We start from the raw sequence: 23,050 nt of genomic DNA on the forward strand, positions 1-23,050 counted from the left end.
ATTGTTACTCATTTGAGTAAACAACAATTTCATCAGAATTTGGTGATTTATAAAATCCAACATTTTTTGATTGCTTACCCATGAAATCAATAGCATATTTCATCTCTGCAATTGTTCTTACTGTAGAAAATTTATCTTTAAAACATGCTGAGAATTCGTATGTGAAAGATGTTGACTGATCATAACCTCCCAGCTCTAAAAGGTTATATTCAGTAAAAGGATCTGGCCCTAAAATTTGATGAGAGGTAATAAAAGGCACCCTAGAGTCTTGTGATTTCCAATCATTCAAGCATTTAGCTTCAACATTGCTTGCTAATAAATAAATGCTTTCATCCTTTTTAGAGTCACTTATAAAGATAGTAATAAAAACCATATTTATAATAAGTGATGCAAACAAAACTAATTTTAATATATTCCTATTATTCATTTTAACTCAGCTCTTTTATCGCTTTACTTATCCCATCTAAACTCAGCGCATACATGCGGTTGTTCATTAGCTCTTTTATAAAGCCAATTGATTGATAGTACGGCCAGTGTTCAACGGATTGTGGGTTGAGCCAAGCGACTTTATCAAAGTGGTTGGTGATTCGTGATAACCATACACTGCCGGGCTCTTCATTGTAGTGTTCTACCGAGCCGCCCGCATAAGCTATTTCGTAAGGTCCCATAGTGGCATCGCCAACAAATATTACTTTATAGTCGCTGGTAAATTTATTAATCAGCGTCATGGTGTCTATTACGTTTGAGTGGCGCCGCGCATTGTCTTGCCAAACGTGCTCGTATAAACAGTTATGAAAGTAGTAAAACTCTAAGTGCTTAAACTCACTGTGGGCGGCGCTAAATAGCTCTTCGCAGGTATGAATGTAGTCATCCATTGAGCCGCCAATATCAAATAGCATCAACACTTTTACGGCATTATGGCGCTCGGGTGCCATTTTTACATCAAGCATGCCGCCTTGTTTTGCAGTAGCGCGAATAGTCTCGTTTAAATCAAGCGTGTCGCTTGCGCCAGTGCGGGCAAACTTTCGTAACTTTTTAAGGGCGAGTTTAACTGTGCGCGAACTAATTTCTCTGTCGGTGTCGAGGTTTTTGTATTCTCGTTTATCCCACACTTTTACCGCTTGGCGGTTACGGTTGCCGTCTTGCCCTATACGCACACCTTCTGGGTTATAGCCGTATGCACCAAAAGGTGATGTGCCGCCAGTGCCCACCCATTTATTGCCGCCTGCGTGGCGTTTTTGTTGCTCTTCTAAACGCTCTTTTAGGGTTTTCATAAGCTCGTCGAGCCCACCCATAGCTTTTAGCTGAGCTTTTTCTTCATCGCTTAAGTTTTTTTCAAACTCTTTACGTAGCCAATCTTCAGGTAAGTTGTGCTGTTGCTTTAAACTCTCGAGTAAATCAAGGTCGGCAATACCGCTAAAGTAGTCGCTAAAAGCTTTGTCGAATCGATCAAAGTGCGTTTCATCTTTTACCATTATGGTGCGTGCTAAATGGTAAAAGGCGTCTACGTCGGCAAATATAACGCCTTTTTTTAAGGCGTTAATTAAATCAAGTAGCTCGCGCAGGCTTACAGGCAAGCGGTATTCACGCAGTTTGAAGAAAAACGCAATCAACATCTTAACGGCGGCTCATAAAGGCAAGTTTTTCGATTAGGCTTATGTCTTGCTCATTTTTAAGTAATGCGCCAAACATGGGCATTAAACCACCTTTTTTAGCTTTGTCGTGCAGTGTTTTAGCGTCTATGTCTTCAGCCATTAAAAGCTTTAACCAGTCGAGTAATTCGCTGGTGGATGGCTTCTTTTTAAGGCCGTTAGCTTCACGCAGATTAAAAAACACTTCAAGTGCTTGGCGTACTAAATCCTGTTTAACGTTAGGGTAGTGCACGTCAATAATTTGCTGCATTTCATCGCTGCTAGGAAAATCAATGTAATGAAAAAAGCAGCGGCGTAAAAATGCGTCCGGTAATTCTTTTTCATTATTGGAAGTGATGATCACAATAGGGCGCTCTTTTGCGACAATACGCTCATTAGTTTCGTAAACATGAAACTCCATTTTATCGAGCTCAAGTAGTAAGTCGTTTGGGAACTCTATGTCGGCTTTGTCTATTTCATCAATTAAAAGCACTGGGCGTTTGCCGTTAAGCTCTGCATATGTAAACGCTTGCCAAAGCTTACCTTTAACGATGTAGTTGCCAATATTGTGTACACGCTCGTCACCTAATTGGCTGTCGCGCAGGCGCGAAACCGCGTCGTACTCGTATAAGCCTTGCTGTGCTTTAGTGGTCGATTTTATATGCCACTGAATAAGCGTGGTATCTAAGCTTTTAGCCAACTCCTCAGCCAGCATGGTTTTACCTGTGCCTGGTTCGCCTTTAATTAAAAGTGGTTTTTCGAGCATAATGGCGGCATTTACTGCCTGTTTTAGCGAGCTGCTTGCGATGTAATTGTCAGTAGAATTAAATTGCACGGTGTACCCTTGTCTGGTCTGAGGAGTAAGTTATTTTGTTATAATGCCATAGTTAAACGGCAGGTCCAAGGTAGGCAAAACGCGGTATGACCTCACCGTCTTTTTCAATAGTTTCTAAAAACATACTAAGTGGGCGCGCCCAGATTCCAAATTCACCATAGAGTGCTTGGTAAATCACAAGTTGTTCCTCGGTTTCGCTATGGGTGGCAACGTGAATAACTTTGTATTGCGGCCCTTTGTAGTGTTGGTACATACCTGGTTTGAGGGAAAGTGGTTTTATTGCTGTAGTCATGTTTTGATCTCTTGTATAATTTGGCTTTGCACTTTTAATGTTAACTAATTTGCCAACACTATGAACTATATTATCCTAGATGATTACAAAAAAGCATGGGTTTTTCGTCATAAAGACTTACCTGTATCTGATGAAGACGCAGCAAAAATAAAGCCTATGGGCGATGAGCGTGCAGCCGTACTTTGGACAACCATGGTGAGCCGTGAGTTTGACCACCCAGATTTTTTTGAAGACACCGATTGGTGCGGACAAGAAAAAAGCTTTAGCCAAGAAGTAGATTGGCAAGATGCATGGGAAAATGGTGATGCGCAACCACCAGAAGCAATCTTAACTTTTTTAGATTGGGAAGCTAATACCACGGTTTATTTTTGTATGGCGCGCGATAATATTATCGAAACGACGTTTGATGTATTTAAACGCAATTGGCAAAACTTTATGTTTTTAGCCGATGGCAGTTTATTGATCGGTAAAAAGCGTAATACGGTTGTGCAATTTTTAGAATCAGGTAAAGCAAAATTAGGTGAAAAGCCAAGCGCTTAAATAGTGCGCTGCGCTTAAAAAATACTCAATACTGTGTTATAAAACATTTACCTGAATATTTTTGAGTATAGCTATTGGTCGCTAAAAATCAGTCACTTGGTGCTCAGCAGCAAGTTGAAATTTGGCAAACTGATGCACAAAAAGTGTTGTATGCACAATTGTGTAATGCGTTTTATCAGCGTGAGGTTCAGCGATTAGTTGCAGAGCCTAATGCCGAGAAATTGCGCCGCCAGTTAAAAAGCCTACCTTATTATATTGAGCGAGCGGCAACGTTAGTAGCTAATGGCGACACGCCTTTTACGCTGGATGCGCAAAACGGGACGTGGCTTGAAAAGCAAAAACCGACTCCACCCGATGTGAATGTTCACGCTAATGAACTTTTTTATCAAACGTATGCCAAAGTGGGGCTTATAGTGCCCGTTATATTGCATGGTTACGATCAGGTGCGCCTTAGAATAGATAGCATTGATCAGTTAGGTGAAAATAAGTTGCATTGCAATGAGCTCGGTTGGTTTGATTTTTTAGGTAATGGGCTCGAGCAACAAAATGCTCAGCTAATAAAGCCAAGTAAAGTGAGTTTAACGGGGGCATGTTGTGGGCACCAGTGGCAATTTTCGAAGCGTTGTATGCCACGGGTTTTATCACTACGTGAAATGCTTTTAGCGGGTAGTATTAATTGGCGCAATCTAAAGCGCCCCTTAGCGTATGAAAGTTAAGGTATTTGGAATTTAAAATAAGGAGTGTTAAATGCGTATTTTTCAAGTTGGCTTACTGTGCTTAGCACTGTTTGTACAATACAGATTATGGTTTGGTCATAATGGTTTACAAGACTACACACGGCTAAAAGGTGCTGTTGCATCGCATCAACAAACCAACGAAAAGCTCATTAAACGAAATAAAGTGCTTAAAGCAGATATTGAAGATTTAAAGCTTGGCCAAGAAGGCATTGAAGAGCGTGCACGCAACGAATTGGGAATGATTAAACCGGACGAAACATTTATTCGTGTTTTACCGGGCAAACAATATGACAAATAAACAGACTATTGCTGCAATTGTTCCTGCAGCGGGTGTTGGCAGTAGAATGCAGCACAATGCGCCTAAGCAATACATACAATTAGCTGGTAAAACTATTTTAGAGCATACCTTAGCTAAACTTTCTCAATTACCCCAATTAAGCTCTATTGTTGTTGCCCTCAGCGACAGCGACCCCTATTTTGACGAACTCCCACTGCTTGATAATCGCATTGTGCGAGCCAGTGGTGGAAAAGAGCGAGCAGATTCAGTACTCAATAGCTTACTTTTTTTAGCACCTAACCCGCCTACGTGGGTATTAGTACATGATGCTGCGCGCCCATTAGTTAATATTAGTGATATAGAGCGTTTAATTGATGAATGTATACGCGCTGATGAAGGCGGTATTTTAGCGAGTAAAGTAAAAGACACCATAAAACGCGGACACGAGTACAGCGAACAAACTGTACCTCGCGATGACTTATGGCAAGCACTTACCCCGCAGTTTTTTAAATATGACGAGCTTAAAAGTGCACTTCAAAACGCATTAGCGAGTGGAGTAACTATTACCGATGAAGCCAGCGCAATTGAATGGGCAGGCAAACCAGTAAAGCTTGTAGCGGGTCGCAGCGATAATATTAAAATAACCACGCCAGAGGATTTAGACCTGGCTGGGTTTTTACTACATAAACAACAAAACGAGAGTGCATTATGATTCGAATTGGCCATGGTTTTGACGTACATAAATTTGGTGGCGAAGGCCCTTTGACTATTTGTGGTGAAAAAATTGATTATCCACAGGGCTTTTTAGCGCACTCAGATGGCGATGTGGCTATTCATGCATTATGCGATGCTATTTTAGGCTCGCTTGCAATGGGCGATATTGGCAAGCACTTCCCCGATACGGCAAGCGAGTATGAAAATATCGACAGCCGTATTTTACTTCGCCATGTAGTTGGCTTAGCTAAAGAGCAAGGTTATGTACTTGGCAATGGCGATGTAACTATTGTTGCACAGGCGCCTAAAATGCTGCCACACATTCAAGCTATGCGCGCTAATTTAGCCAGCGATTTAAATTGTGACCTTTCGCAAATTAACGTTAAAGCCACTACTACCGAAAAGCTAGGCTTTGAAGGGCGCAGGGAAGGTATTTCGAGCCATGCTGTGGTTATTATGAGTAAAGAGTTTACGAGTACAAAAAGCGCATGAGCGATTTAAATTATTTATACGGTGCACCGCTTTCTAAAGCTGATTTTAAAACCACCGCTGAAGATTTTATGGTTGATGAAGACCTAGGTATAGAATTTACCGGCAGTGGCGAACACGTGTGTTTGCAGGTGGTTAAAAAAGGCGAAAATACGCAATACGTTGCAAAGCTAATTGCACAACGTGCGGGTGTGTCACCACGAGACGTAAGCTACGCAGGTATGAAAGATCGCCACGGTGTGTGCTCGCAGTGGTTTAGCGTAAAAGTACCGATTAAAAAGCCTATCGATTTTAGTGATTTAAATAGCGAGAGTATTTTTATTGTGTCGCAACAGCGCCACGACCGTAAATTACGTACGGGTTGCCACAAGGGGAATAAATTTACTATTACGCTGCGTAATGTAACCAAGCCCCTTGATATTCTATGCCGTATTAATGCCGTGCGCGCAGGTGTGCCAAATTACTTTGGCGAACAACGTTTTGGGCATGGCGGTCATAACTTAGTAATGGCAGAAAAAATGTTTGCAGGTGAGCGTATTCGCGATAAAAAGTTACGCGGTATCATTATTTCAGCAGCACGCTCACATGTGTTTAATCAGTTAGTAAGCCTGCGTGTTAAAGAGCATGGTTTAGCTAAAACAATGCACCGTGAAGTATTTATGCTTAGCGGCAGTAACGCATTTTTTGAAGATGCAATTAACGACGAAAACATAGAACGACTAGCCACTGGCGATATTATGATGTCGGCACCTATGGTAGGTAAAAGCGAAAAAGGTTTGACCGAGCAAGAGAAAGTATGGCTCGAACCATATCAAGCATGGTGTGATGGTTTAGGTGAGCTAGGTCTTAAAAATGAGCGCAGAATGCTGCGTTTAATTCCGCAAAACTTAACGGTTGAGACCATAGATGAAACCAGTTTAAAACTGAGTTTTGGTTTGCCTAAAGGGTGTTTTGCAACCGCATTATTACGTGAGCTGGTGGATTACACAGATGCAAGCCCACGAGAGCGCAAAGAAAAGGATAATGGCATAAATGAAGATACTGTTAAGTAACGACGATGGCGTAAATGCTAAAGGCATTGCGGTTTTATATCAGGCGCTTATACAAATTGCAGATGTAACCCTTGTTGCACCTGATCGCAACTGTAGTGGCGCTAGTAATTCTTTAACATTAATGAACCCGCTGCGAGCTACAACGCTCGAAAATGGTTTTATGTCGGTTAATGGCACGCCTACTGATTGCGTACATTTAGGTGTAAACCAGTTAGCTGGTGAAAAACCAGATCTAGTTGTTGCAGGCATTAACCATGGTGCCAATTTAGGCGACGATACGCTTTATTCTGGTACCGTTGCCGCTGCAACTGAAGGTCGCCATTTAGGCTTACCTGCAATTGCGGTATCGCTTTGCTCACATAAGGGCGAGCATTTTGAAACAGCCGCCGCGGTTACCGTAAATATTATTAAAGGCTTGGCTTCGCACCCGCTGCCAAAAGATCAAATAATAAATATTAATGTGCCAGATATTCCATTAAGTGAATTAAAAGGGGTGCAAGTAACACGCCTAGGCGCTCGCCACAAAGCCGAAACCATGACCAAACAAACCGATCCTTGGGGTCGAGATATTTATTGGTATGGATCGCTGGGCATAGAAAGCGATGCAGGTGAGGGTACCGACTTTTACGCAATCAATAACGGTTATGCCTCTGTTACGCCATTGAGTGTTGATATGACAGCCAAAGATAGCTTAAAAGCCGTAGGAGACTGGTTAGCCGATTTGGAGATTAATCGTGCTCGCTAATTATACTCGCAGTGCAAAAGCGTTATCTGACTTACTAAAGCGTGAAGGCGTTGAAGATACACAAGTACTCAGTGCTATAGCTGACATTCCTCGCCATATTTTTATAGATGATGTGCTAAAACATAAAGCCTATGAAAATACAGCGTTACCTATTGGGCAAGGGCAAACTATTTCTCAGCCTTATATAGTAGCGCGCATGACAGAGTTGCTTAGGCTTGCTGGTGTACGCGATAAAGTATTGGAGATTGGCACTGGCTCTGGCTATCAAACTGCAATATTAGCTAAAACGTTTACTAAGGTTTACTCGGTAGAGCGTATTAAAACACTTCAGTGGCAGGCAAAACGCAGGTTGCAGCAACTCGATTTATATAATGTAACCATGAAGCATGGCGATGGTTGGCAAGGCTGGCAATCACAAGCACCGTTTGATGGTATTATAGTGACTGCTGCGGCCTCTAAAGTACCGCAAGACTTACTTGAACAGTTAGCCGATGGCGGCGTGTTATTAGCCCCAATTGGTGAGAGTGATCAAAAATTAATAATGGTTATCCGCAAAGGCGATAATTATAAAGAGCATGTTATTGCTCCCGTTAGATTTGTGCCGCTAGTACCTGGCGATATTGAATAGGAATTCATTTTGAAGTTGTTTACCAAGTTATACGATATGGCCCTAGTGTGGGCAAAACACCGTCATGCAGAACGTTATTTAGCTGCAATGAGCTTTGCAGAGTCAGTTTTTTTTCCAATACCACCCGATGTAATGCTTGCACCTATGTCGCTTGCGCAACCTAAAAAAGCATGGCGCTTTGCAAGCTTTGCCACAATAGCGTCGGTTTTTGGTGGCATAATTGGCTACTTACTCGGTTTTTGGTTATTCGAACCGGTTGTTGAGCCATTAATTGCACAAATGCACTGGCAAGAAAAGTTTGATATCGCATTAAATTGGTTTAAAGATTACGGTGTTTGGGTTGTGTTTTTAGCTGGTTTTTCGCCTATACCGTATAAAGTATTTACAATTGGCGCAGGTGTTTTGCAAATGGCATTTTTGCCATTTTTACTCGCATCAGCTATTGGGCGCGGTGCACGTTTCTTTTTAGTTTCAGCTTTAATGAAGTGGGGCGGGGCTAAAATGGAAGCAAAATTACGTCAGTATATTGAAATACTTGGTTGGGGATTAGTGGTATTAATTGTACTAGCGTACTTTTTATTGCGTTAAGCGTTAAAAATATCAATTGTCTAATTTGGGAGAAAAATACAATGAATAAACAGTTTTTACTGTATGTGACTATATTTATTAGTATTTTTCTCTTTGGTTGTTCTTCTCGCCATATTCCAGCACCTGTTAGCAGCCTAAATAATAATGTTAATGATTTAGGTCATACTATTAACATTAATGGAAGTAGTTATAAAGTGCAAAGAGGAGATACGCTTTATTCTATCGCTTTTAGTGCCGGGCAGGATTTTAGGTTACTAGCAAAAAACAACTCAATTCCATCACCTTACACCATTTTTCCTGGGCAAAATATCTCCTTAATCCCTAAGCCTGAAAAAATTAAAAGGGATGAAAAATATACGAACTTGAGTAAAAAGTCTATAAAAAACACACAAAAAAATAACATAATATTAAAGAAAGAGCTTGATCCCCCAAAACAACGAGAGTATGTTCAGAAACAAGCCAGTAACAAAGTTAGTAATACTAAACGTTTGTCGAGCAGTAAAGTTAAATGGTCTTGGCCTGCAAAGGGCAAAATTACCAAACGCTTTTCTAATAAGGAAAACGGTTATAAAGGTTTACAGATTACTAATCGCAAAGGGGCTTCAGTCTTAGCTGCGGCACAAGGAACAGTGGTATACGCGGGTAACGCTCTTCGAGGATACGGTAGTTTAATCATATTGAAACATAATGATGATTACCTAAGTGCTTATGCACATAACTCGAAATTACTTGTTAAAGAAAAGCAGAAGGTTAAGGCAGGACAAAAAATAGCAGAAATTGGTAATTCAGAGTCTCCGGTCACCGCGCTTCGTTTTGAAATTCGCTACCGAGGGCAAGCTGTCAATCCTGCTAAATACCTACCCTAATTTTTAGGTATTGATAATTGCTCGGGAGAAGGCTTATGGCTAGCGCAGCAAAACTTGACACACACACTACGACTGACGAAAAATTCGATGACATCGCTGCTGATGAAAGCACAACTCTACTAGATAAAGTAGAAGATGATGAAATTTTTGCTAAAGAAGAAGTCACTAAAAATCTTGATGCAACCCAACTTTATTTAGGCGAAATTGGTTTTTCTCCTTTGCTTAGTGCAGAAGAAGAAGTGTTTTTTTCTCGTAAATCACTTAGAGGTTGTGAAGCCTCACGCAAACGTATGATTGAAAGTAACCTACGTTTAGTTGTTAAAATAGCACGCCGTTACAACAACCGCGGCCTGGCTTTACTCGATTTAATTGAAGAAGGGAACTTAGGTTTAATCCGCGCAGTTGAAAAATTTGACCCTGAGCGTGGCTTTAGATTTTCAACTTACGCTACATGGTGGATACGTCAAACAATTGAACGTGCCATTATGAATCAAACTCGCACCATTCGCTTACCTATTCATGTAGTTAAAGAACTTAATGTTTATTTACGTACAGCTCGAGAATTAACTCAAAAACTTGACCATGAGCCAACAGCTGACGAAATTGCAGCTTGCCTAGATAGACCCGTTGAAGACGTAACTAAAATGCTACGTTTAAACGAAAGAATTGCATCAGTAGACATGCCGATTGGTGGTGAAAACGACAGTGTTTTACTTGATATCATTCCTGATGAAAAAAGTGCTGGCCCTGAAGGCGAAGTACAAAACAATGATATTAATAAGCATATTGTAGATTGGTTAGGTGAATTGAATCCTAAACAACGCGAAGTGTTAGCACGTCGATTTGGATTGCTTGGCTACGAGCCATCTACACTTGAAGATGTAGGCCGCGAAATAGGCTTAACACGTGAACGTGTAAGACAAATTCAGGTAGAAGCATTACGTCGTCTAAAAGACATTTTGCAACAAGAAGGTTTAAGTACAGATAGCTTGTTTAATCAGTTTTCGTAACAGCTTAAATAATTTAAAAGACTATGTGTGTTAAAAAGCCGAAGAATTTATTCTTCGGCTTTTTTATGCTTGTAAATTAGATGATATAAATTATACCAATCTGCTTATATACGGGGTCTATTTAACGTTAAGGAAATTACGCTAGAACTAGGCAAAAATTTTTGTATCTAGTTGTTCTAAATAAAAAATTTCTAACGACGTTATAGTGCAATTTAATTCGTTAAATTGATCAAAGATTTATGCAGGTTGGTATTACAACAATGCTTTTAGTTTATATAATAAATCGTGCGCTTGGCGTGGCGATAAATTATCAGGGTCAATTGCGCTTAATTGTTCTTCTACTTCAGAAGGGGCACTTTGTGCAATTTCGTTATTAAAAGTAAAGGCTTGTTGCTCTGTATTTGGTGCAGTAACGCTTTGATGATTTTCAAGTAACTTAAGTTTTTGCTTTGCTTGTGCAATCACAGCTTTAGGAACTCCTGCAAGGGCAGCTACTTGTAAGCCAAAGCTTTTACTTGCAGCGCCGTCGAGAACTGTATGCATAAAGGCGATTGTATCGTTATGCTCTATTGCATCAAGGTGCACGTTTACCAGACCTGTTGTTTGTTCAGCAAGTTCTGTTAACTCAAAGTAGTGCGTTGCAAACAATGTTTTAGCTGATATTTTTGACGCTAAATGATCGGCTGTTGCATACGCAAGCGAGAGCCCATCATAGGTACTTGTACCACGACCAATTTCATCCATTAATACCAAAGACTGCGCCGTGGCATTATTTAAAATAGTCGCTGTTTCGGTCATTTCTACCATGAAGGTTGAGCGACCTGATGCTAAATCATCGCTAGCACCAATACGTGTAAATATGCGATCAATATTACCTATTTTAGCGCTGTCTGCAGGTACATAACTGCCAATGTGAGCCATTAGTACAATAAGTGCTGTTTGGCGCATATAGGTTGATTTACCGCCCATGTTTGGACCCGTAATAATCAACATTTTACGTTGGCTGTTTAATTCAACAGGGTTAGCAATAAACGGTTCTTTCATTACTTGTTCAACAACAGGGTGACGACCTTGCTTAATGCTTATATTGTCGTTATCGCACAGTTCTGGTTTTGCATAATTGAGTGCAAATGCACGTTCGGCCAAGTTATTTAACACGTCTAAATCGGCCAGTGCTGCTGCCATCATTTGCAGCTGTTCAATATGTGGAGCGATAAATCTGAACAGCTCTTCGTATAGTTGCTTTTCAAGCGCTAAGGCTTTTGATTGGCTACCAAGTACTTTATCTTCGTGCTCTTTAAGCTCAGGAATAATATAGCGTTCGTTATTTTTGAGCGTTTGGCGACGAATGTAGTCGGCTGGCACTAAGTGGGCATTGGCGCGGCTTACTTCAATAAAAAAGCCATGTACGCGATTATAACCAATTTTAAGCGTGCTAATGCCCGTGCGTTCGCGTTCACGCAGCTCTAGTTGATCAAGTACATCGGTTGCACCTTTACTTAAGTTACGCCATTCATCAAGTTCACTGTTGTAACCAGGGGCAATAACGCCACCGTCACGAATAAGTACAGGAGGGTTATCAATAACAGCGCGCTCTAATAACTCCTGTAAATCAGGGAGTTCAGGTGAGTTTTTGATAATACCCGCTATACGAGGATCGTTAGCATCACCTAACAAAGTATGCAGTGGTGCAAGTGCTTGTAATGCACTGCGCAGGCGAGTTAAATCGCGGGGACGAGCAGTACATAAAGCTAAGCGTGCAATAACACGCTCTACATCACCAATGTCTTTTAATGACTCATGCAATTCACCACAAAGCTGTACATCTAAAATAGCGCTAATTGCATTTAAACGAGAATTTAGCTCATCTTTGTTACGCACCGGAGTATGAATACGGCGCTTAAGTAAGCGAGAACCCATAGGTGTTGCTGTTTTATCAAGTACTTGAGCAAGGGTGTTTTCAAACCCGCCTGATAAATTAACGGTAAGCTCTAAATTTTTACGCGTTGCGGCATCTAAAATAACAGCGTGTTCGTTATGCTCAAGCGTAATTGCACGAATATGTGGCAGTGCAATACGCTGTGTATCTTTTACGTATTGCATCAGGCAACCGGCAGCAACAAGCGCGCTGTGGGCTTTATCAACACCAAAACCTACTAAATCTTTAGTACCAAACTGATCGCATAATAAGTGCTGAGCCGTATCTAAGTCGAACTCCCACTCTGGGCGACGACGAGCGCCTTTTATATGCTCAATTAAATGAAAATTTTCAAAGCTTTCGCTATACAAAAGTTCTGCTGGCGATAGGCGTTGAATAGTTGAGCTAAAGGCTTCGTCGGTATTTACTTCAACAATGTTAAAGCGACCTGAGTTAATATCAAGGTATGCAATGCCATATAGGCCTTTTTTACTTTGCCAAACGCTAGTAAGTAAGTTGTCTTGTCGTTCTTGTAAAAGCGCTTCGTCAGAAATTGTACCGGGTGTAACTATACGAACAACTTTTCGATCGACAGGGCCTTTACTGGTTGCGGGATCCCCAACTTGTTCGCAAATAGCGACTGATTCACCCATTTGAACTAGGCGTGCTAAGTAGTTTTCTACGGCATGATAAGGCACGCCCGCCATAGGGATAGGATCGCCACCGGCTTTACCGCGATGAGTTTGCGAAATATCGAGTAATTGAGCGGCGCGTTTAGCGTCATCAAAAAAGAGTTCGTAAAAATCGCCCATACGATAAAACAATAAAATATCGCGATGCTCTGATTTTATTTTTAGATACTGCTGCATCATAGGGGTTTGTTGTTTTATAGTGTGTGGTGCATAAAGATCAAACGACATGTATTTACCCAAAGGCTGAATATGGAATTACATCAAGAGATTAAAACACTTGCTGCGCAATTAGGCGCTATTTTAACGGATAAATGCTTATGGATCACTAGTGCTGAGTCATGTACTGGTGGCGGAGTGAGTTATGCCCTTACAGATACGCCCGGAAGCTCTGCTTATATTGACCGCGCATTTGTGACTTACAGCAACCAAGCAAAGCAAGATTTGCTAAATGTAAGTGCAAGCACATTAGCAAAGTACGGTGCTGTGAGCGAACAAACAGTGCGTGAAATGGCATTAGGTGCTATTAAAGCAACAAATGCAAATATATCTATAGCTGTATCGGGTATTGCAGGACCTGGCGGGGCAACTGATGGCAAACCTGTGGGACTTGTGTACTTTGGCATACAAATTAATGACAAAGTACTGACCTTTAAACAAGTATTCTCTGGCGATAGGGCTCAAGTTAGACTGCAAGCTATTGTATTTGCATTGAAAAGTGTAATAGATGAGATAAAATAAAAAAATTAGCTTGATACTGTGATTTCATACAGTATACTTGATTCCATTAGCTGGATTTGGAGAATAAAATGAACGATAACAAACAAAAAGCGTTGGACGCAGCACTATCACAAATTGAACGTCAATTTGGTAAAGGCTCAATTATGAAATTGGGTGATAACAAAGCGTTAAACATTGAATCTGTATCTACAGGCTCATTAGGTATTGATATTGCTTTAGGCATAGGTGGTTTACCTATGGGACGTATTGTTGAAGTATACGGACCTGAGTCATCTGGTAAAACAACGCTTACTTTACAAGTTATCGCAGAAGCACAAAAAGAAGGCAAAACATGTGCCTTTATTGATGCTGAGCATGCTCTAGATCCAGTATATGCCCAAAAATTGGGTGTAAATATAGATGAATTATTTGTATCTCAACCAGATACAGGTGAGCAAGCACTAGAAATTTGTGACATGTTAGTACGCTCAAGCGCAGTAGATGTTGTTGTAATTGACTCGGTTGCTGCACTAACACCAAAAGCTGAAATTGAAGGCGACATGGGCGACTCGCACATGGGCTTACAAGCACGTTTAATGTCGCAAGCATTACGTAAGCTTACTGGTAACATTAAACGCTCTAACACGTTATGTATTTTCATTAACCAAATCCGTATGAAAATTGGTGTTATGTTTGGTAACCCAGAAACAACAACGGGTGGTAATGCACTTAAGTTTTACGCATCGGTACGTATTGATATTCGTCGTATTGGTTCTGTTAAAGAAGGCGATGAAGTTGTTGGTAACGAAACTCGCGTTAAAATTGTTAAAAACAAAGTAGCGCCGCCGTTTAAACAAGCTGAATTTATCATCATGTATGGTGAAGGTATTTCTAAGCAAGGCGAGCTAATTGACCTAGGCGTTAAGCATAAAATTGTTGAAAAAGCAGGTGCTTGGTATAGCTACTGTGGCAACAAGGTTGGCCAAGGTAAATCTAACTCAATTAAGTTTTTGAAAGAAAACCCAGAAATTGCAGATGAGATTGAAGGCAAGTTACGCGAAATGCTTTTATTAAAAGCAACTATTGAACCAGATGATGGTGAAGATAAGTTGGGCGATGACGCTGATCTTTAACAGCCTCAAAATGAGTTTTTAAGCTTGATTTGACCCGAGCTTTAAAAAGCGTTAATCAGTAATGATTAGCGTTTTTTTGTTATTAAAAACTTAAAGTAGATAACCTGAGCTCTGGATAATAAATCTATCTCGAGCAGCTATTTTCAGCGCTAACTGCGTTGAATTTACTTACAATAGGCCAGCTATTGACGCGTAAATTCGCCTTGTTTCCACTGAAAATCTCTGGCTAGAGAAAATAAATTTAAATACCACTATGATTCAATACGTTAGTAAATCTCTTAACCAGAGTTTAGGTTAGATAAAAATAAAAACGACACATTAAAAATGTGTCGTTTTTTAATTTAACCGCAAAAATCTACAGCCTTTAATTAATCAAATATATTTATAACTGCCAATTTACAGATAGAGCGTAGTTACGCGGTGCACCGTAGTAACCTTGTTCCCAGTATAGGCTGTGCAAATATTTTTCACCTGTGGTGTTATTAACGTTGAAAGTGACTCCTACGTTATCTGTAATTTTGTAAGTGGCCATTAAATCAAGTAACCCGTATGCATCTTGGTTGGTAGTAACACTTGCAATACCATTAGCATCTTTAACTTGAACTCGGCTAGTTGAATCCTGCCAGCGATAGTTTGCACCAAATGATAAGCCATCAACTAAAGGCACTTGGTAGGTTGCGGCCACTTTAAGTTGGTTTTCTGGTGTGTAATCTTTTACTAAATCATCACCATCAATATTTAAATTACTAAAGCTAATACTTGCACTTAAATCATCTGTAAATTTACCACTTAACTCTACTTCAAAACCATTACTACTAATGCCATCAGCTGCATAATAACGCGTATCACTTGGTAATGAGTTAGCTATAGCAACAGCAAGGCCATCTTGTTTTGCATCAAAATAAGCAAACGTTACAAATAACTGGTCGTCTAGAAGCTGTGCTTTGACACCTATTTCGCTACTTTTGCCAGTAACAGCAGGTAGTTGATTGGCATTTATGTCTAGTTCTTTTTGCGGTACAAATGTTTCTGTATAGCTTGCATAAGCCGATAGAGATTCGTTAAAGTCGTACACTGTACCAATGTACGGTATTAGCTCAGAGTCACTTCGAGTTTGAGCAACGCCATAGGCTGTGCCTTTTGTTTCCCAATCGGTATAACGCACGCCAGCGAGCACACTTAAAGGCTCACTTAATTTAATGCGAGTAGATATGTAAGCTGATTTTTGCTCGTTAGTAATATCACTACCATTTACGCCATCAACAAGTGTTGCCTCTGGTACTACACCATCCCACGTTTTAAGTGATGGCATATCTGGAAAACCATTGCCTGTAGTGTAATCGTAAAGAGACTGCTCGTTGTAATCCATTTTAGCTTGGCTAACACCAAATGATAGGTCGTGCTCTTGATTAAATAAATCAAACTTACCACTGGCGTATAAATCAAATAAGTCATGCTTATCTTCGTAATCATAACGGCTAGCATAACCTGTTAAACCAAGTTCAGTATCTCTATCAGGGGTACCGTATACGTAGAACAGCTCTGAGTTTTGCTTGTTTTCGATGTGAGCATAGCGTGCTCTAGCCACCCATGTTGCTGATAAGTTTTGTTCAAGCGTTACATATACTTGCTCTGCACTGTTATCCCAGTAAGACCAATCAGCAGCAGTACTGGTTGATTCGTCATAGTTAGTTGGTGAGCCGTCGGTGTAATAAAGAGGTAGTGCCCCCCAAAGTGGGCTATTAGCATCTTTTTGTTGGTTAACGTAGTTAACGCTTAATAATGTGCTGTCTGTTAATTTGCCTTCGTAGGCTAAATAAATAATTGTTTTATCTGTTTCGTAGCGATCTAGGTATGAATCAGCTTTTTGCTTTGTAAATACAGCACGTACGGCGTGTTCTTCATTTATTGGCGTAGATACATCTAAATCTAAACGTTTTTTATTCCATGAGCCATACGAGGCTGATGCATTTGCTTGTGTTGTGTAAGTTGGCTTTTTTAAAACCATATTTACAGTTGCAGAAGGATTACCGGCACCGGTCATTAAGCCATTAGCGCCACGAACTATTTCTACACGGTCATAAATTGAAGTATCAAGACTGCCTTGAATAGATCCAGAGCTTTGTGGAATACCTAAGCCATCAACTTGAAAGTTAGTAATTTCAAAGCCACGAGCTTTAAAGTAAGTGCGATCTGTTTCTATTTGCTCTACTGTTACGCCGGGGGTGCTTTCAAGTACTGAGTTTATATCGTCTAGTGAAAAGTCGTCCATTAATGCGCGTGATACTACCGAGATTGACTGTGGTGTTTCTTTAATTGTTAGACCTAGTTTGGTAGCTGATTGCGCTTCTTCTGTTATGTAGTTTTTGTGATGTTGACCATATACCGCAATTTTTTCGAGAGGTTCATCTTTTACAGTTGCTTCATCAGCAAGTGCATAACCAGATAGAATTAAAGAAGTAGCAAAGCTTAATTTAGATAAACGCAAAACTTGAGGGGACGACATAAGTTTTTCCAGTTAGTTCAAAAAGAAGTGCGTAACTTAATCTAAATGATATCGATTTGCAATTAGGTTGTGTGTTTTTACCTATTATTATTCTATTTTGTTGGATTTTAGCGTCACATAAAGAGATTATGGGTACGAATTGATGAATTATATAGAACTTAATATCCCTTATAAAAAAGCGGCCTAGGCCGCTTTTTTAAAGTAGTTAGCTTTTTAGTTATTAAAAAGAGTATTTAACAGAGAACTGTAAGCGATCTAGATCGCCATCTACGCCACTTTCAGTTTCACGTTCAGCATGCTTTAGTTCAGCACCAAACGTTAAACGTTTAACGGGTGAGTATAGAATATTTGCGCTGTAGCTTTGGCTTGATTCTGTCGGATCGCCAGAAATAGCTAATAAATCAGTGTTGTTATCAGCGCTAAAGAATGAGTATAAGAACGTTGAGCGCCATTTGCTTGTCCACTTGTGCTGGTAAGCAACAAAACCAGAAGTTGAGTCAATCGCATCTAGTTCATCGCCATTAAGTACTGCACCGTGAGCTACGTTTAAGCCTACGTAACGGCCTAAGCCTTTGCCTTGAGTAAGCATAAATTTAAGGTTGTCTTCACCAAGGTTTATTTTACCCGATGCACTAATACCAAAAGATGTTTCATCGGCATCAACACTGCCTACTTTATAAGTAAGTTGGCGAGCAAGCGCGGCAACAACAATGTTACCCCAATCAGCTTTGTGTGTGTAACGAGCTGTAAAATCGGGTAATGATGCATCATCAGTGACTACCATACCGCTAGTCGTAGAAATTGTACTTTCTGGGTTTTCTAATGAGAAAGACCATGCGCCAGTGGTATATTTAATTTGCGATTGACGCACAAACACAGTGCCTTCAGCAGGCCCTACAAAATCAAGCGTTTCAGCAAGGGCACCCACGTTTTGAAAGTTAGACCACGTTTGACCAAATAACCAACCATCGTAAGTAACAAACGCGTGGCGAATACGTGGTGCGTAAGAGTTTGAAACTCGCTCATTACCGCCAGCAGCCGAGGCTAAAAAATCAATCTCAATTTTAGTCTTAACGGTTTTGCCGTTATCCATTAAAGTTGATGTACCAAAATTAAAGCGTGACTCGCGTGCATGCATATCAAATACTGCATCAGAGCTATTGTCGTCACCAACGGTTAGCGTGCTTGGTACGTAAAAATCACGGCCAACGTTTGTACCAGCCGGTGCACCTGCGGAGTAATCACTCCACATTGTGTCTAGCTTGATGTATCCACCGTAAGTAAATTCGGTATCACCAATTTTTGCAGCAGTTGCCGCGTATGCAGTACTTGATAGTGCACATAGTACAGCGCTTGCTGCCAATGTTTTTAATGGGATAAATTTCATTGTGGTGTCCTTTATAGGCTACTTGTTGTCTGTTACTTTTTTTTTCATGTAAGGTTGTATTACTTGCTACGAGTATTACTTACGAATAAAAAGGGTGTTAATTTAGCTTTTCAATACACATATTGTTTTCATTCGTTAAATAAAGCTTTTATTAAGTACTGCAGTAAATACGTTTATTACAGTACCGAACACTGTTGAATATGCGCAATATTTACTCAATTACCTATTGGTCTATAAGACTAAGGTTTTAGAGTTGATAAGTTTGTATTCACTTACATTTAACGCGTTGTATTATTTATGTAAAAAAATTGAAAGCAGAAGGATTATAAACTACAAATGAGCAAATTGGTGAGGAATACAACTAAGGTCTAATACTTAATAAAGTACTGCTGAGTAATCCTTGATAAGAGCCTAAGGCAAGTAATTTAATGGAGACGAAGATGTCACAAAGTATCTATCCAGTTCCGGCGCATATTAAAGATGCGACTCTTGTAGATAAAAATAAATATAATACGCTTTACAAGCAATCTATTGATGACCCAGAAAGTTTTTGGCGTGAGCATGGCAAACGTCTTGATTGGTCTACCCCTTATACAAAAGTTAAAAACACATCATTCGACAAAGGACATATAAATATTAAATGGTATGAGGATGGCTACCTTAATGCTTCGTACAATTGTATCGATCGTCACTTAAAAACCAAAGCAGACAAAACGGCGCTTATTTGGGAAGGTGACAGCCCATCTCAAAGTGAGAATATTACTTATCAACAATTGCATGATGAAGTGGCTAAGTTTGCCAATGGTTTAAAAAAGCTAGGTGTTCAAAAAGGTGATCGTGTAGCGATTTATATGCCTATGACGCCTCAAGCTGTTTATGCAATGCAGGCTTGTGCACGTATTGGTGCTATTCATTCGGTTGTATTTGGTGGCTTTTCACCTTCTGCGATTGCAGATCGTATTCGAGATTCGGGTGCCAAAATTGTTATTACTTCGGATGAAGGGCGCAGAGCAGGTAATTGTGTTCCATTAAAAGCAAATGTAGATGAAGCGGTAGCGCAAGAAACTGTAACCTCAATTGAGCATGTTATTGTGCACCAATTAACCGGCGGTGAAGTTGATTGGAATGAGCACGATATATGGTGGCATGACCTAGTTGCTGATTTACCAGCAAAGTGTGAACCAGAGCCAATGAACGCTGAAGATCCATTGTTTATTTTATATACATCAGGTTCAACAGGTCAGCCGAAGGGTGTTGTGCATACTACTGGTGGCTACTTAGTTTACTCATCAATGACACATGAATACGTATTTGATTTAAAAGAAGACGATGTGTATTGGTGTAGTGCCGATGTAGGTTGGATCACAGGCCACAGTTACATTGCATACGGGCCATTAGTAAACGGTTGTACACAAGTATTATTTGAAGGTGTACCAACTTATCCAACTGCAGGACGTATGGGCGAAATTGTTGATAAACACGGTGTAACTATTTTATATACTGCGCCTACAGCAATTCGTGCGCTAATGGCGAAAGGTGATGAGCCAACTGCTTCGTCAAATCGCGATAGTTTACGTATTTTAGGCTCGGTTGGTGAGCCAATTAATCCAGAAGCATGGACGTGGTATTACGAGAGTATTGGTAAATCTAATTGTCCGATTGTTGATACGTGGTGGCAAACAGAAACCGGTGGCATAATGATTACGCCTTTACCGGGTGCAACTGATACAAAGCCTGGCTCTGCAACCCATCCATTTTTTGGTATTGCGCCAGCATTATTTGATGCTGAAGGTAATACACTCGAAGGTGCCGTAGATGGTAATTTAGTTATTTTAGATAGTTGGCCATCGCAAGCGCGAACTGTTTATGGCGACCATGAACGTTTTGAACAAACTTATTTTAGCGCCTACCCAGGTGTTTACTTTACTGGTGATGGGTGTCGTCGTGATGAAGACGGTTATTACTGGATCACAGGACGTGTGGACGATGTACTTAACGTATCAGGTCATCGCTTAGGTACTGCGGAGATTGAAAGTGCTCTTGTATCACATCCAGCAGTAGCAGAAGCCGCTGTTGTAGGTTACCCGCATGATATTAAAGGCCAAGGTATTTATGTTTATATTACGCCAAATGAAGGTGTAACAGTAAGCGATGAGTTAACCAAAGAGGTACGTAACTGGGTTCGTAAAGAGCTTAGCCCAATAGCATCACCAGATATGATTCAATGGTCTCCAGGTTTACCTAAAACGCGCTCAGGCAAGATTATGCGTCGTATTTTACGTAAAATCGCTGCAAATGAGCACCAACAACTCGGTGATACGTCAACGCTTGCAGATCCATCTGTAGTCGATGAACTAATCGAGAACAGATTAAATCGTTAAATGTGCGTTAAAAACTTGATTACAAGTTGATTCTAAACGTAGTATATCGGCTGTCAGTAAGGGTTTTATACCTAACTGGCAGCCGAATTTATTAGGAGTGAACCATGAGTCAGTTTTTAATAGCGGACGACCATCCGTTATTTCGTGAAGCACTAAAGGGCGCATTGAGCGCAAAATTTGAAGGTTTAGAGGTTTTTGAATCATCCGATTTTGACAGCACACTGCAAGTGTTAAGCGAGCAAGAGGATCTTGATATATTACTGCTAGACCTTCACATGCCAGGTAATGGTGATTTATATGGTCTTATTCGTATTAGAGAAGAATACCCAAGCTTACCTATTGCCGTTGTTTCGGGTAGTGAAGACGCTAATATAGTTTCTAAAGTAATGGGTTACGGCGCTATGGGTTTTATTCCTAAATCGTCATCGTCTGATGATATTGCCAGTGCAATTAACCAAATACTTGAAGGCGATACATGGCTACCAAAAGAGTTAAAAAACAAAGTAGCTGAAATTGAAGGTGAAGACCGAGAAATAGCAGCGCAAGTTGCCTCATTAACACCTCAACAATACCGAGTGCTGCAATATCTGCACGAAGGTTTACTTAATAAGCAAATTGCTTATGAACTGCACATATCAGAAGCAACAGTAAAAGCACACATTACAGCCATATTTAGAAAACTCGGCGTGTACAATCGTACCCAAGCCGTTTTAATTGCCGCGAAATTAAAACTCGAGCCAATAGAGCAGGCATAATTTACATTTAAAAAGTCACTTGCTTAATTATGAGCAAAAAAATGCCAGCAACAATGCTGGCATATTTTTATGTGTAGAATAGTTAATCAGAATTCAGGTTAATAACAAAATGCATACCTTGTTATCAACACTGTTTTATTACCTCAAAATAAACTACTTAATTAAGCGAATTGGTACAATGCTAAGAAAACACTACAGTTTTATTACCATTAATAAATAGCTTATGCTCTGATGCAAGTTGGAGTGCTTTACAAAACACTGTTTTCTCTACATCTTTACCCATTTTAGCCATCATTTCTGCAGTATTAGCGTGCGTTACGCTTGTTACGTCTTGAAGAATGATAGGTCCTTCATCAAGCTCATTATTCACAAAGTGAGCGGTAGCACCAATGATTTTTACGCCGCGCTCAAATGCTTGATGATAAGGTTTAGCACCTATAAATGCGGGTAAAAATGAATGATGAATATTAATTATTTTGCCTTCAAAGCGACCCACAAATTCAGGGCTTAAAATACGCATGTATTTGGCAAGACCAATAATATCAGGGTTGTAGCTGGCAATTAAATCACCTACTTTTTGATCGTGCTCGCTACGAGTTAGTCCTTCGTGCGATACAACATGAAACGGCACATCAAACCCTTTTGCTAAAGGCTCTAAATCAGCGTAGTTAGCAATAACTGCTAATACTTCAATATTAAGAGTTTGTTCAAATTGCTTTAGCAACATACCACCTAAACAATGGGCTTCTTTAGTTGCAAGTAAAACTACTTTAGTTTTTGCACCGCAATGTAGGGCAAGTTTAGCGCCTTGTGGCAACAGTGCGCGTAGTTGATCTAAAAAGTCGCTTTGTGGCTTGCCTGTAAGCTCTGTGCGCATAAAAAATCGCTGTGCGTCTTTATCTACAAACTCGTTGTTACGCGTAATATTTAAATTATTTTTATGACAAAGCCCTGTGATTTTAGCTATTAAGCCTACGTCGTCAGCACATTGGGTGGTTAGTATATAGCTCATTGTCCTCATTCTTACCCTGTGATTAATACTTCATTATTTGTGTTTTGGCACATAAAGCAAGGGCTTTGTGGACTAATCCAATATTAATCATGTTGTTGAGTATAAAAGAGGTAGTAAAGTTAAAAGGTATTGAATAGAGGTTAAT

General features: G+C 40.1%; 23 protein-coding genes. 15 read left to right on the forward strand and 8 right to left on the reverse strand.

Features of this window, described 5'->3' with window-relative positions:
• Window positions 1–4: 4 nt before the first annotated feature.
• From I6F50_RS16480 to I6F50_RS16495, 4 genes are read right to left on the reverse strand one after another with little or no spacing between them, the layout of a single operon-like run.
• The gene (locus tag I6F50_RS16480; protein ID WP_165728440.1) at window positions 5–427 is read right to left on the reverse strand and encodes a hypothetical protein; all 423 of its coding nucleotides are present in this window, start codon (window positions 425–427) and stop codon (window positions 5–7) included.
• 1 nt (window position 428) lies between these two features.
• On the reverse strand, window positions 429–1,616 hold the full coding sequence (locus tag I6F50_RS16485; protein WP_197176752.1) for a VWA domain-containing protein: 1,188 nt from the start codon (window positions 1,614–1,616) through the stop codon (window positions 429–431).
• 1 nt (window position 1,617) lies between these two features.
• Window positions 1,618–2,466: a MoxR family ATPase gene (locus tag I6F50_RS16490; protein WP_197176753.1), complete on the reverse strand. Its 849-nt coding sequence runs from the start codon at window positions 2,464–2,466 to the stop codon at window positions 1,618–1,620.
• A gap of 52 nt (window positions 2,467–2,518) precedes the next feature.
• The gene (locus tag I6F50_RS16495; protein WP_165728443.1) at window positions 2,519–2,758 is read right to left on the reverse strand and encodes a DUF1653 domain-containing protein; all 240 of its coding nucleotides are present in this window, start codon (window positions 2,756–2,758) and stop codon (window positions 2,519–2,521) included.
• A gap of 60 nt (window positions 2,759–2,818) precedes the next feature.
• Here I6F50_RS16495 and I6F50_RS16500 point away from each other — a divergent pair, with 60 nt between their 5' ends.
• The 11 genes from I6F50_RS16500 (at window position 2,819) to rpoS (ending at window position 10,404) form a co-directional block, all read left to right on the forward strand.
• Window positions 2,819–3,298, forward strand: a complete 480-nt coding sequence (locus tag I6F50_RS16500; RefSeq protein WP_197176755.1) for a DUF2947 domain-containing protein — start codon at window positions 2,819–2,821, stop codon at window positions 3,296–3,298.
• 74 nt (window positions 3,299–3,372) lie between these two features.
• The gene (locus I6F50_RS16505; RefSeq protein WP_197119069.1) at window positions 3,373–4,014 is read left to right on the forward strand and encodes a hypothetical protein; all 642 of its coding nucleotides are present in this window, start codon (window positions 3,373–3,375) and stop codon (window positions 4,012–4,014) included.
• A 31-nt stretch (window positions 4,015–4,045) separates the two neighbouring features.
• Window positions 4,046–4,333: a cell division protein FtsB gene (gene ftsB, locus I6F50_RS16510; RefSeq protein ID WP_165728446.1), complete on the forward strand. Its 288-nt coding sequence runs from the start codon at window positions 4,046–4,048 to the stop codon at window positions 4,331–4,333.
• Window positions 4,323–5,024 (forward strand): 2-C-methyl-D-erythritol 4-phosphate cytidylyltransferase, encoded by a 702-nt coding sequence (gene ispD / locus I6F50_RS16515; protein WP_197142423.1) that lies wholly within the window; start codon window positions 4,323–4,325, stop codon window positions 5,022–5,024. The genes ftsB and ispD overlap by 11 nt, the downstream gene beginning before the upstream one ends.
• On the forward strand, window positions 5,021–5,518 hold the full coding sequence (gene ispF, locus I6F50_RS16520; protein WP_197142421.1) for a 2-C-methyl-D-erythritol 2,4-cyclodiphosphate synthase: 498 nt from the start codon (window positions 5,021–5,023) through the stop codon (window positions 5,516–5,518). Before ispD ends, ispF begins: the two co-directional genes overlap by 4 nt.
• Complete coding sequence (truD, locus tag I6F50_RS16525; RefSeq protein WP_165728449.1) at window positions 5,515–6,567, forward strand: tRNA pseudouridine(13) synthase TruD; 1,053 nt, start codon at window positions 5,515–5,517, stop codon at window positions 6,565–6,567. Before ispF ends, truD begins: the two co-directional genes overlap by 4 nt.
• Window positions 6,548–7,312, forward strand: a complete 765-nt coding sequence (gene surE / locus I6F50_RS16530) for a 5'/3'-nucleotidase SurE (RefSeq protein WP_197176756.1) — start codon at window positions 6,548–6,550, stop codon at window positions 7,310–7,312. The genes truD and surE overlap by 20 nt, the downstream gene beginning before the upstream one ends.
• Entirely contained in the window at window positions 7,302–7,940 is a 639-nt protein-coding gene (locus tag I6F50_RS16535) for a protein-L-isoaspartate(D-aspartate) O-methyltransferase (RefSeq protein ID WP_197176757.1), read from the forward strand. The genes surE and I6F50_RS16535 overlap by 11 nt, the downstream gene beginning before the upstream one ends.
• Before the next feature lie 9 nt (window positions 7,941–7,949).
• A complete protein-coding gene (locus I6F50_RS16540; protein ID WP_165740814.1) occupies window positions 7,950–8,528 on the forward strand; it encodes a YqaA family protein in 579 nt (192 codons plus the stop codon).
• Window positions 8,529–8,569: 41 nt separating this feature from the next.
• Window positions 8,570–9,394 (forward strand): peptidoglycan DD-metalloendopeptidase family protein, encoded by an 825-nt coding sequence (locus I6F50_RS16545; protein WP_165728453.1) that lies wholly within the window; start codon window positions 8,570–8,572, stop codon window positions 9,392–9,394.
• Between the two features lie 35 nt (window positions 9,395–9,429).
• The gene (rpoS, locus tag I6F50_RS16550) at window positions 9,430–10,404 is read left to right on the forward strand and encodes an RNA polymerase sigma factor RpoS (RefSeq protein ID WP_149594147.1); all 975 of its coding nucleotides are present in this window, start codon (window positions 9,430–9,432) and stop codon (window positions 10,402–10,404) included.
• A 252-nt stretch (window positions 10,405–10,656) separates the two neighbouring features.
• Here rpoS and mutS read toward each other — a convergent pair whose 3' ends face one another.
• Window positions 10,657–13,242 (reverse strand): DNA mismatch repair protein MutS, encoded by a 2,586-nt coding sequence (gene mutS / locus I6F50_RS16555; protein WP_197119074.1) that lies wholly within the window; start codon window positions 13,240–13,242, stop codon window positions 10,657–10,659.
• Window positions 13,243–13,263: 21 nt separating this feature from the next.
• Here mutS and I6F50_RS16560 point away from each other — a divergent pair, with 21 nt between their 5' ends.
• The gene (locus tag I6F50_RS16560) at window positions 13,264–13,752 is read left to right on the forward strand and encodes a CinA family protein (RefSeq protein WP_197176758.1); all 489 of its coding nucleotides are present in this window, start codon (window positions 13,264–13,266) and stop codon (window positions 13,750–13,752) included.
• A gap of 68 nt (window positions 13,753–13,820) precedes the next feature.
• The gene (recA, locus tag I6F50_RS16565; RefSeq protein WP_024591486.1) at window positions 13,821–14,864 is read left to right on the forward strand and encodes a recombinase RecA; all 1,044 of its coding nucleotides are present in this window, start codon (window positions 13,821–13,823) and stop codon (window positions 14,862–14,864) included.
• A gap of 382 nt (window positions 14,865–15,246) precedes the next feature.
• Here the strand turns inward: recA and I6F50_RS16570 are convergent, their stop codons facing one another.
• Window positions 15,247–17,370, reverse strand: a complete 2,124-nt coding sequence (locus tag I6F50_RS16570) for a TonB-dependent siderophore receptor (RefSeq protein ID WP_165742066.1) — start codon at window positions 17,368–17,370, stop codon at window positions 15,247–15,249.
• A 220-nt stretch (window positions 17,371–17,590) separates the two neighbouring features.
• On the reverse strand, window positions 17,591–18,757 hold the full coding sequence (locus I6F50_RS16575) for a DcaP family trimeric outer membrane transporter (protein WP_197119077.1): 1,167 nt from the start codon (window positions 18,755–18,757) through the stop codon (window positions 17,591–17,593).
• Window positions 18,758–19,197: 440 nt separating this feature from the next.
• On the opposite strand from I6F50_RS16575, the gene acs reads away from it, so the two are divergent.
• Together acs and I6F50_RS16585 are read left to right on the forward strand one after the other, a co-directional pair.
• Window positions 19,198–21,138 carry an acetate--CoA ligase gene (gene acs, locus I6F50_RS16580; RefSeq protein WP_165741001.1) on the forward strand — a complete coding sequence of 647 codons (1,941 nt, stop codon included), beginning with the start codon at window positions 19,198–19,200 and terminating at the stop codon, window positions 21,136–21,138.
• 104 nt (window positions 21,139–21,242) lie between these two features.
• Window positions 21,243–21,893, forward strand: coding sequence for a response regulator transcription factor (locus I6F50_RS16585; protein WP_007584799.1), 651 nt, complete (start codon window positions 21,243–21,245; stop codon window positions 21,891–21,893).
• Window positions 21,894–22,074: 181 nt separating this feature from the next.
• Here the strand turns inward: I6F50_RS16585 and purU are convergent, their stop codons facing one another.
• Complete coding sequence (gene purU, locus I6F50_RS16590) at window positions 22,075–22,905, reverse strand: formyltetrahydrofolate deformylase (RefSeq protein WP_197176759.1); 831 nt, start codon at window positions 22,903–22,905, stop codon at window positions 22,075–22,077.
• Between the last annotated feature and the right edge of the window lie 145 nt (window positions 22,906–23,050).

The organism is Pseudoalteromonas sp. NZS127_1, assembly GCF_015864295.1.
GTDB lineage: Bacteria > Pseudomonadota > Gammaproteobacteria > Enterobacterales > Alteromonadaceae > Pseudoalteromonas > Pseudoalteromonas arctica.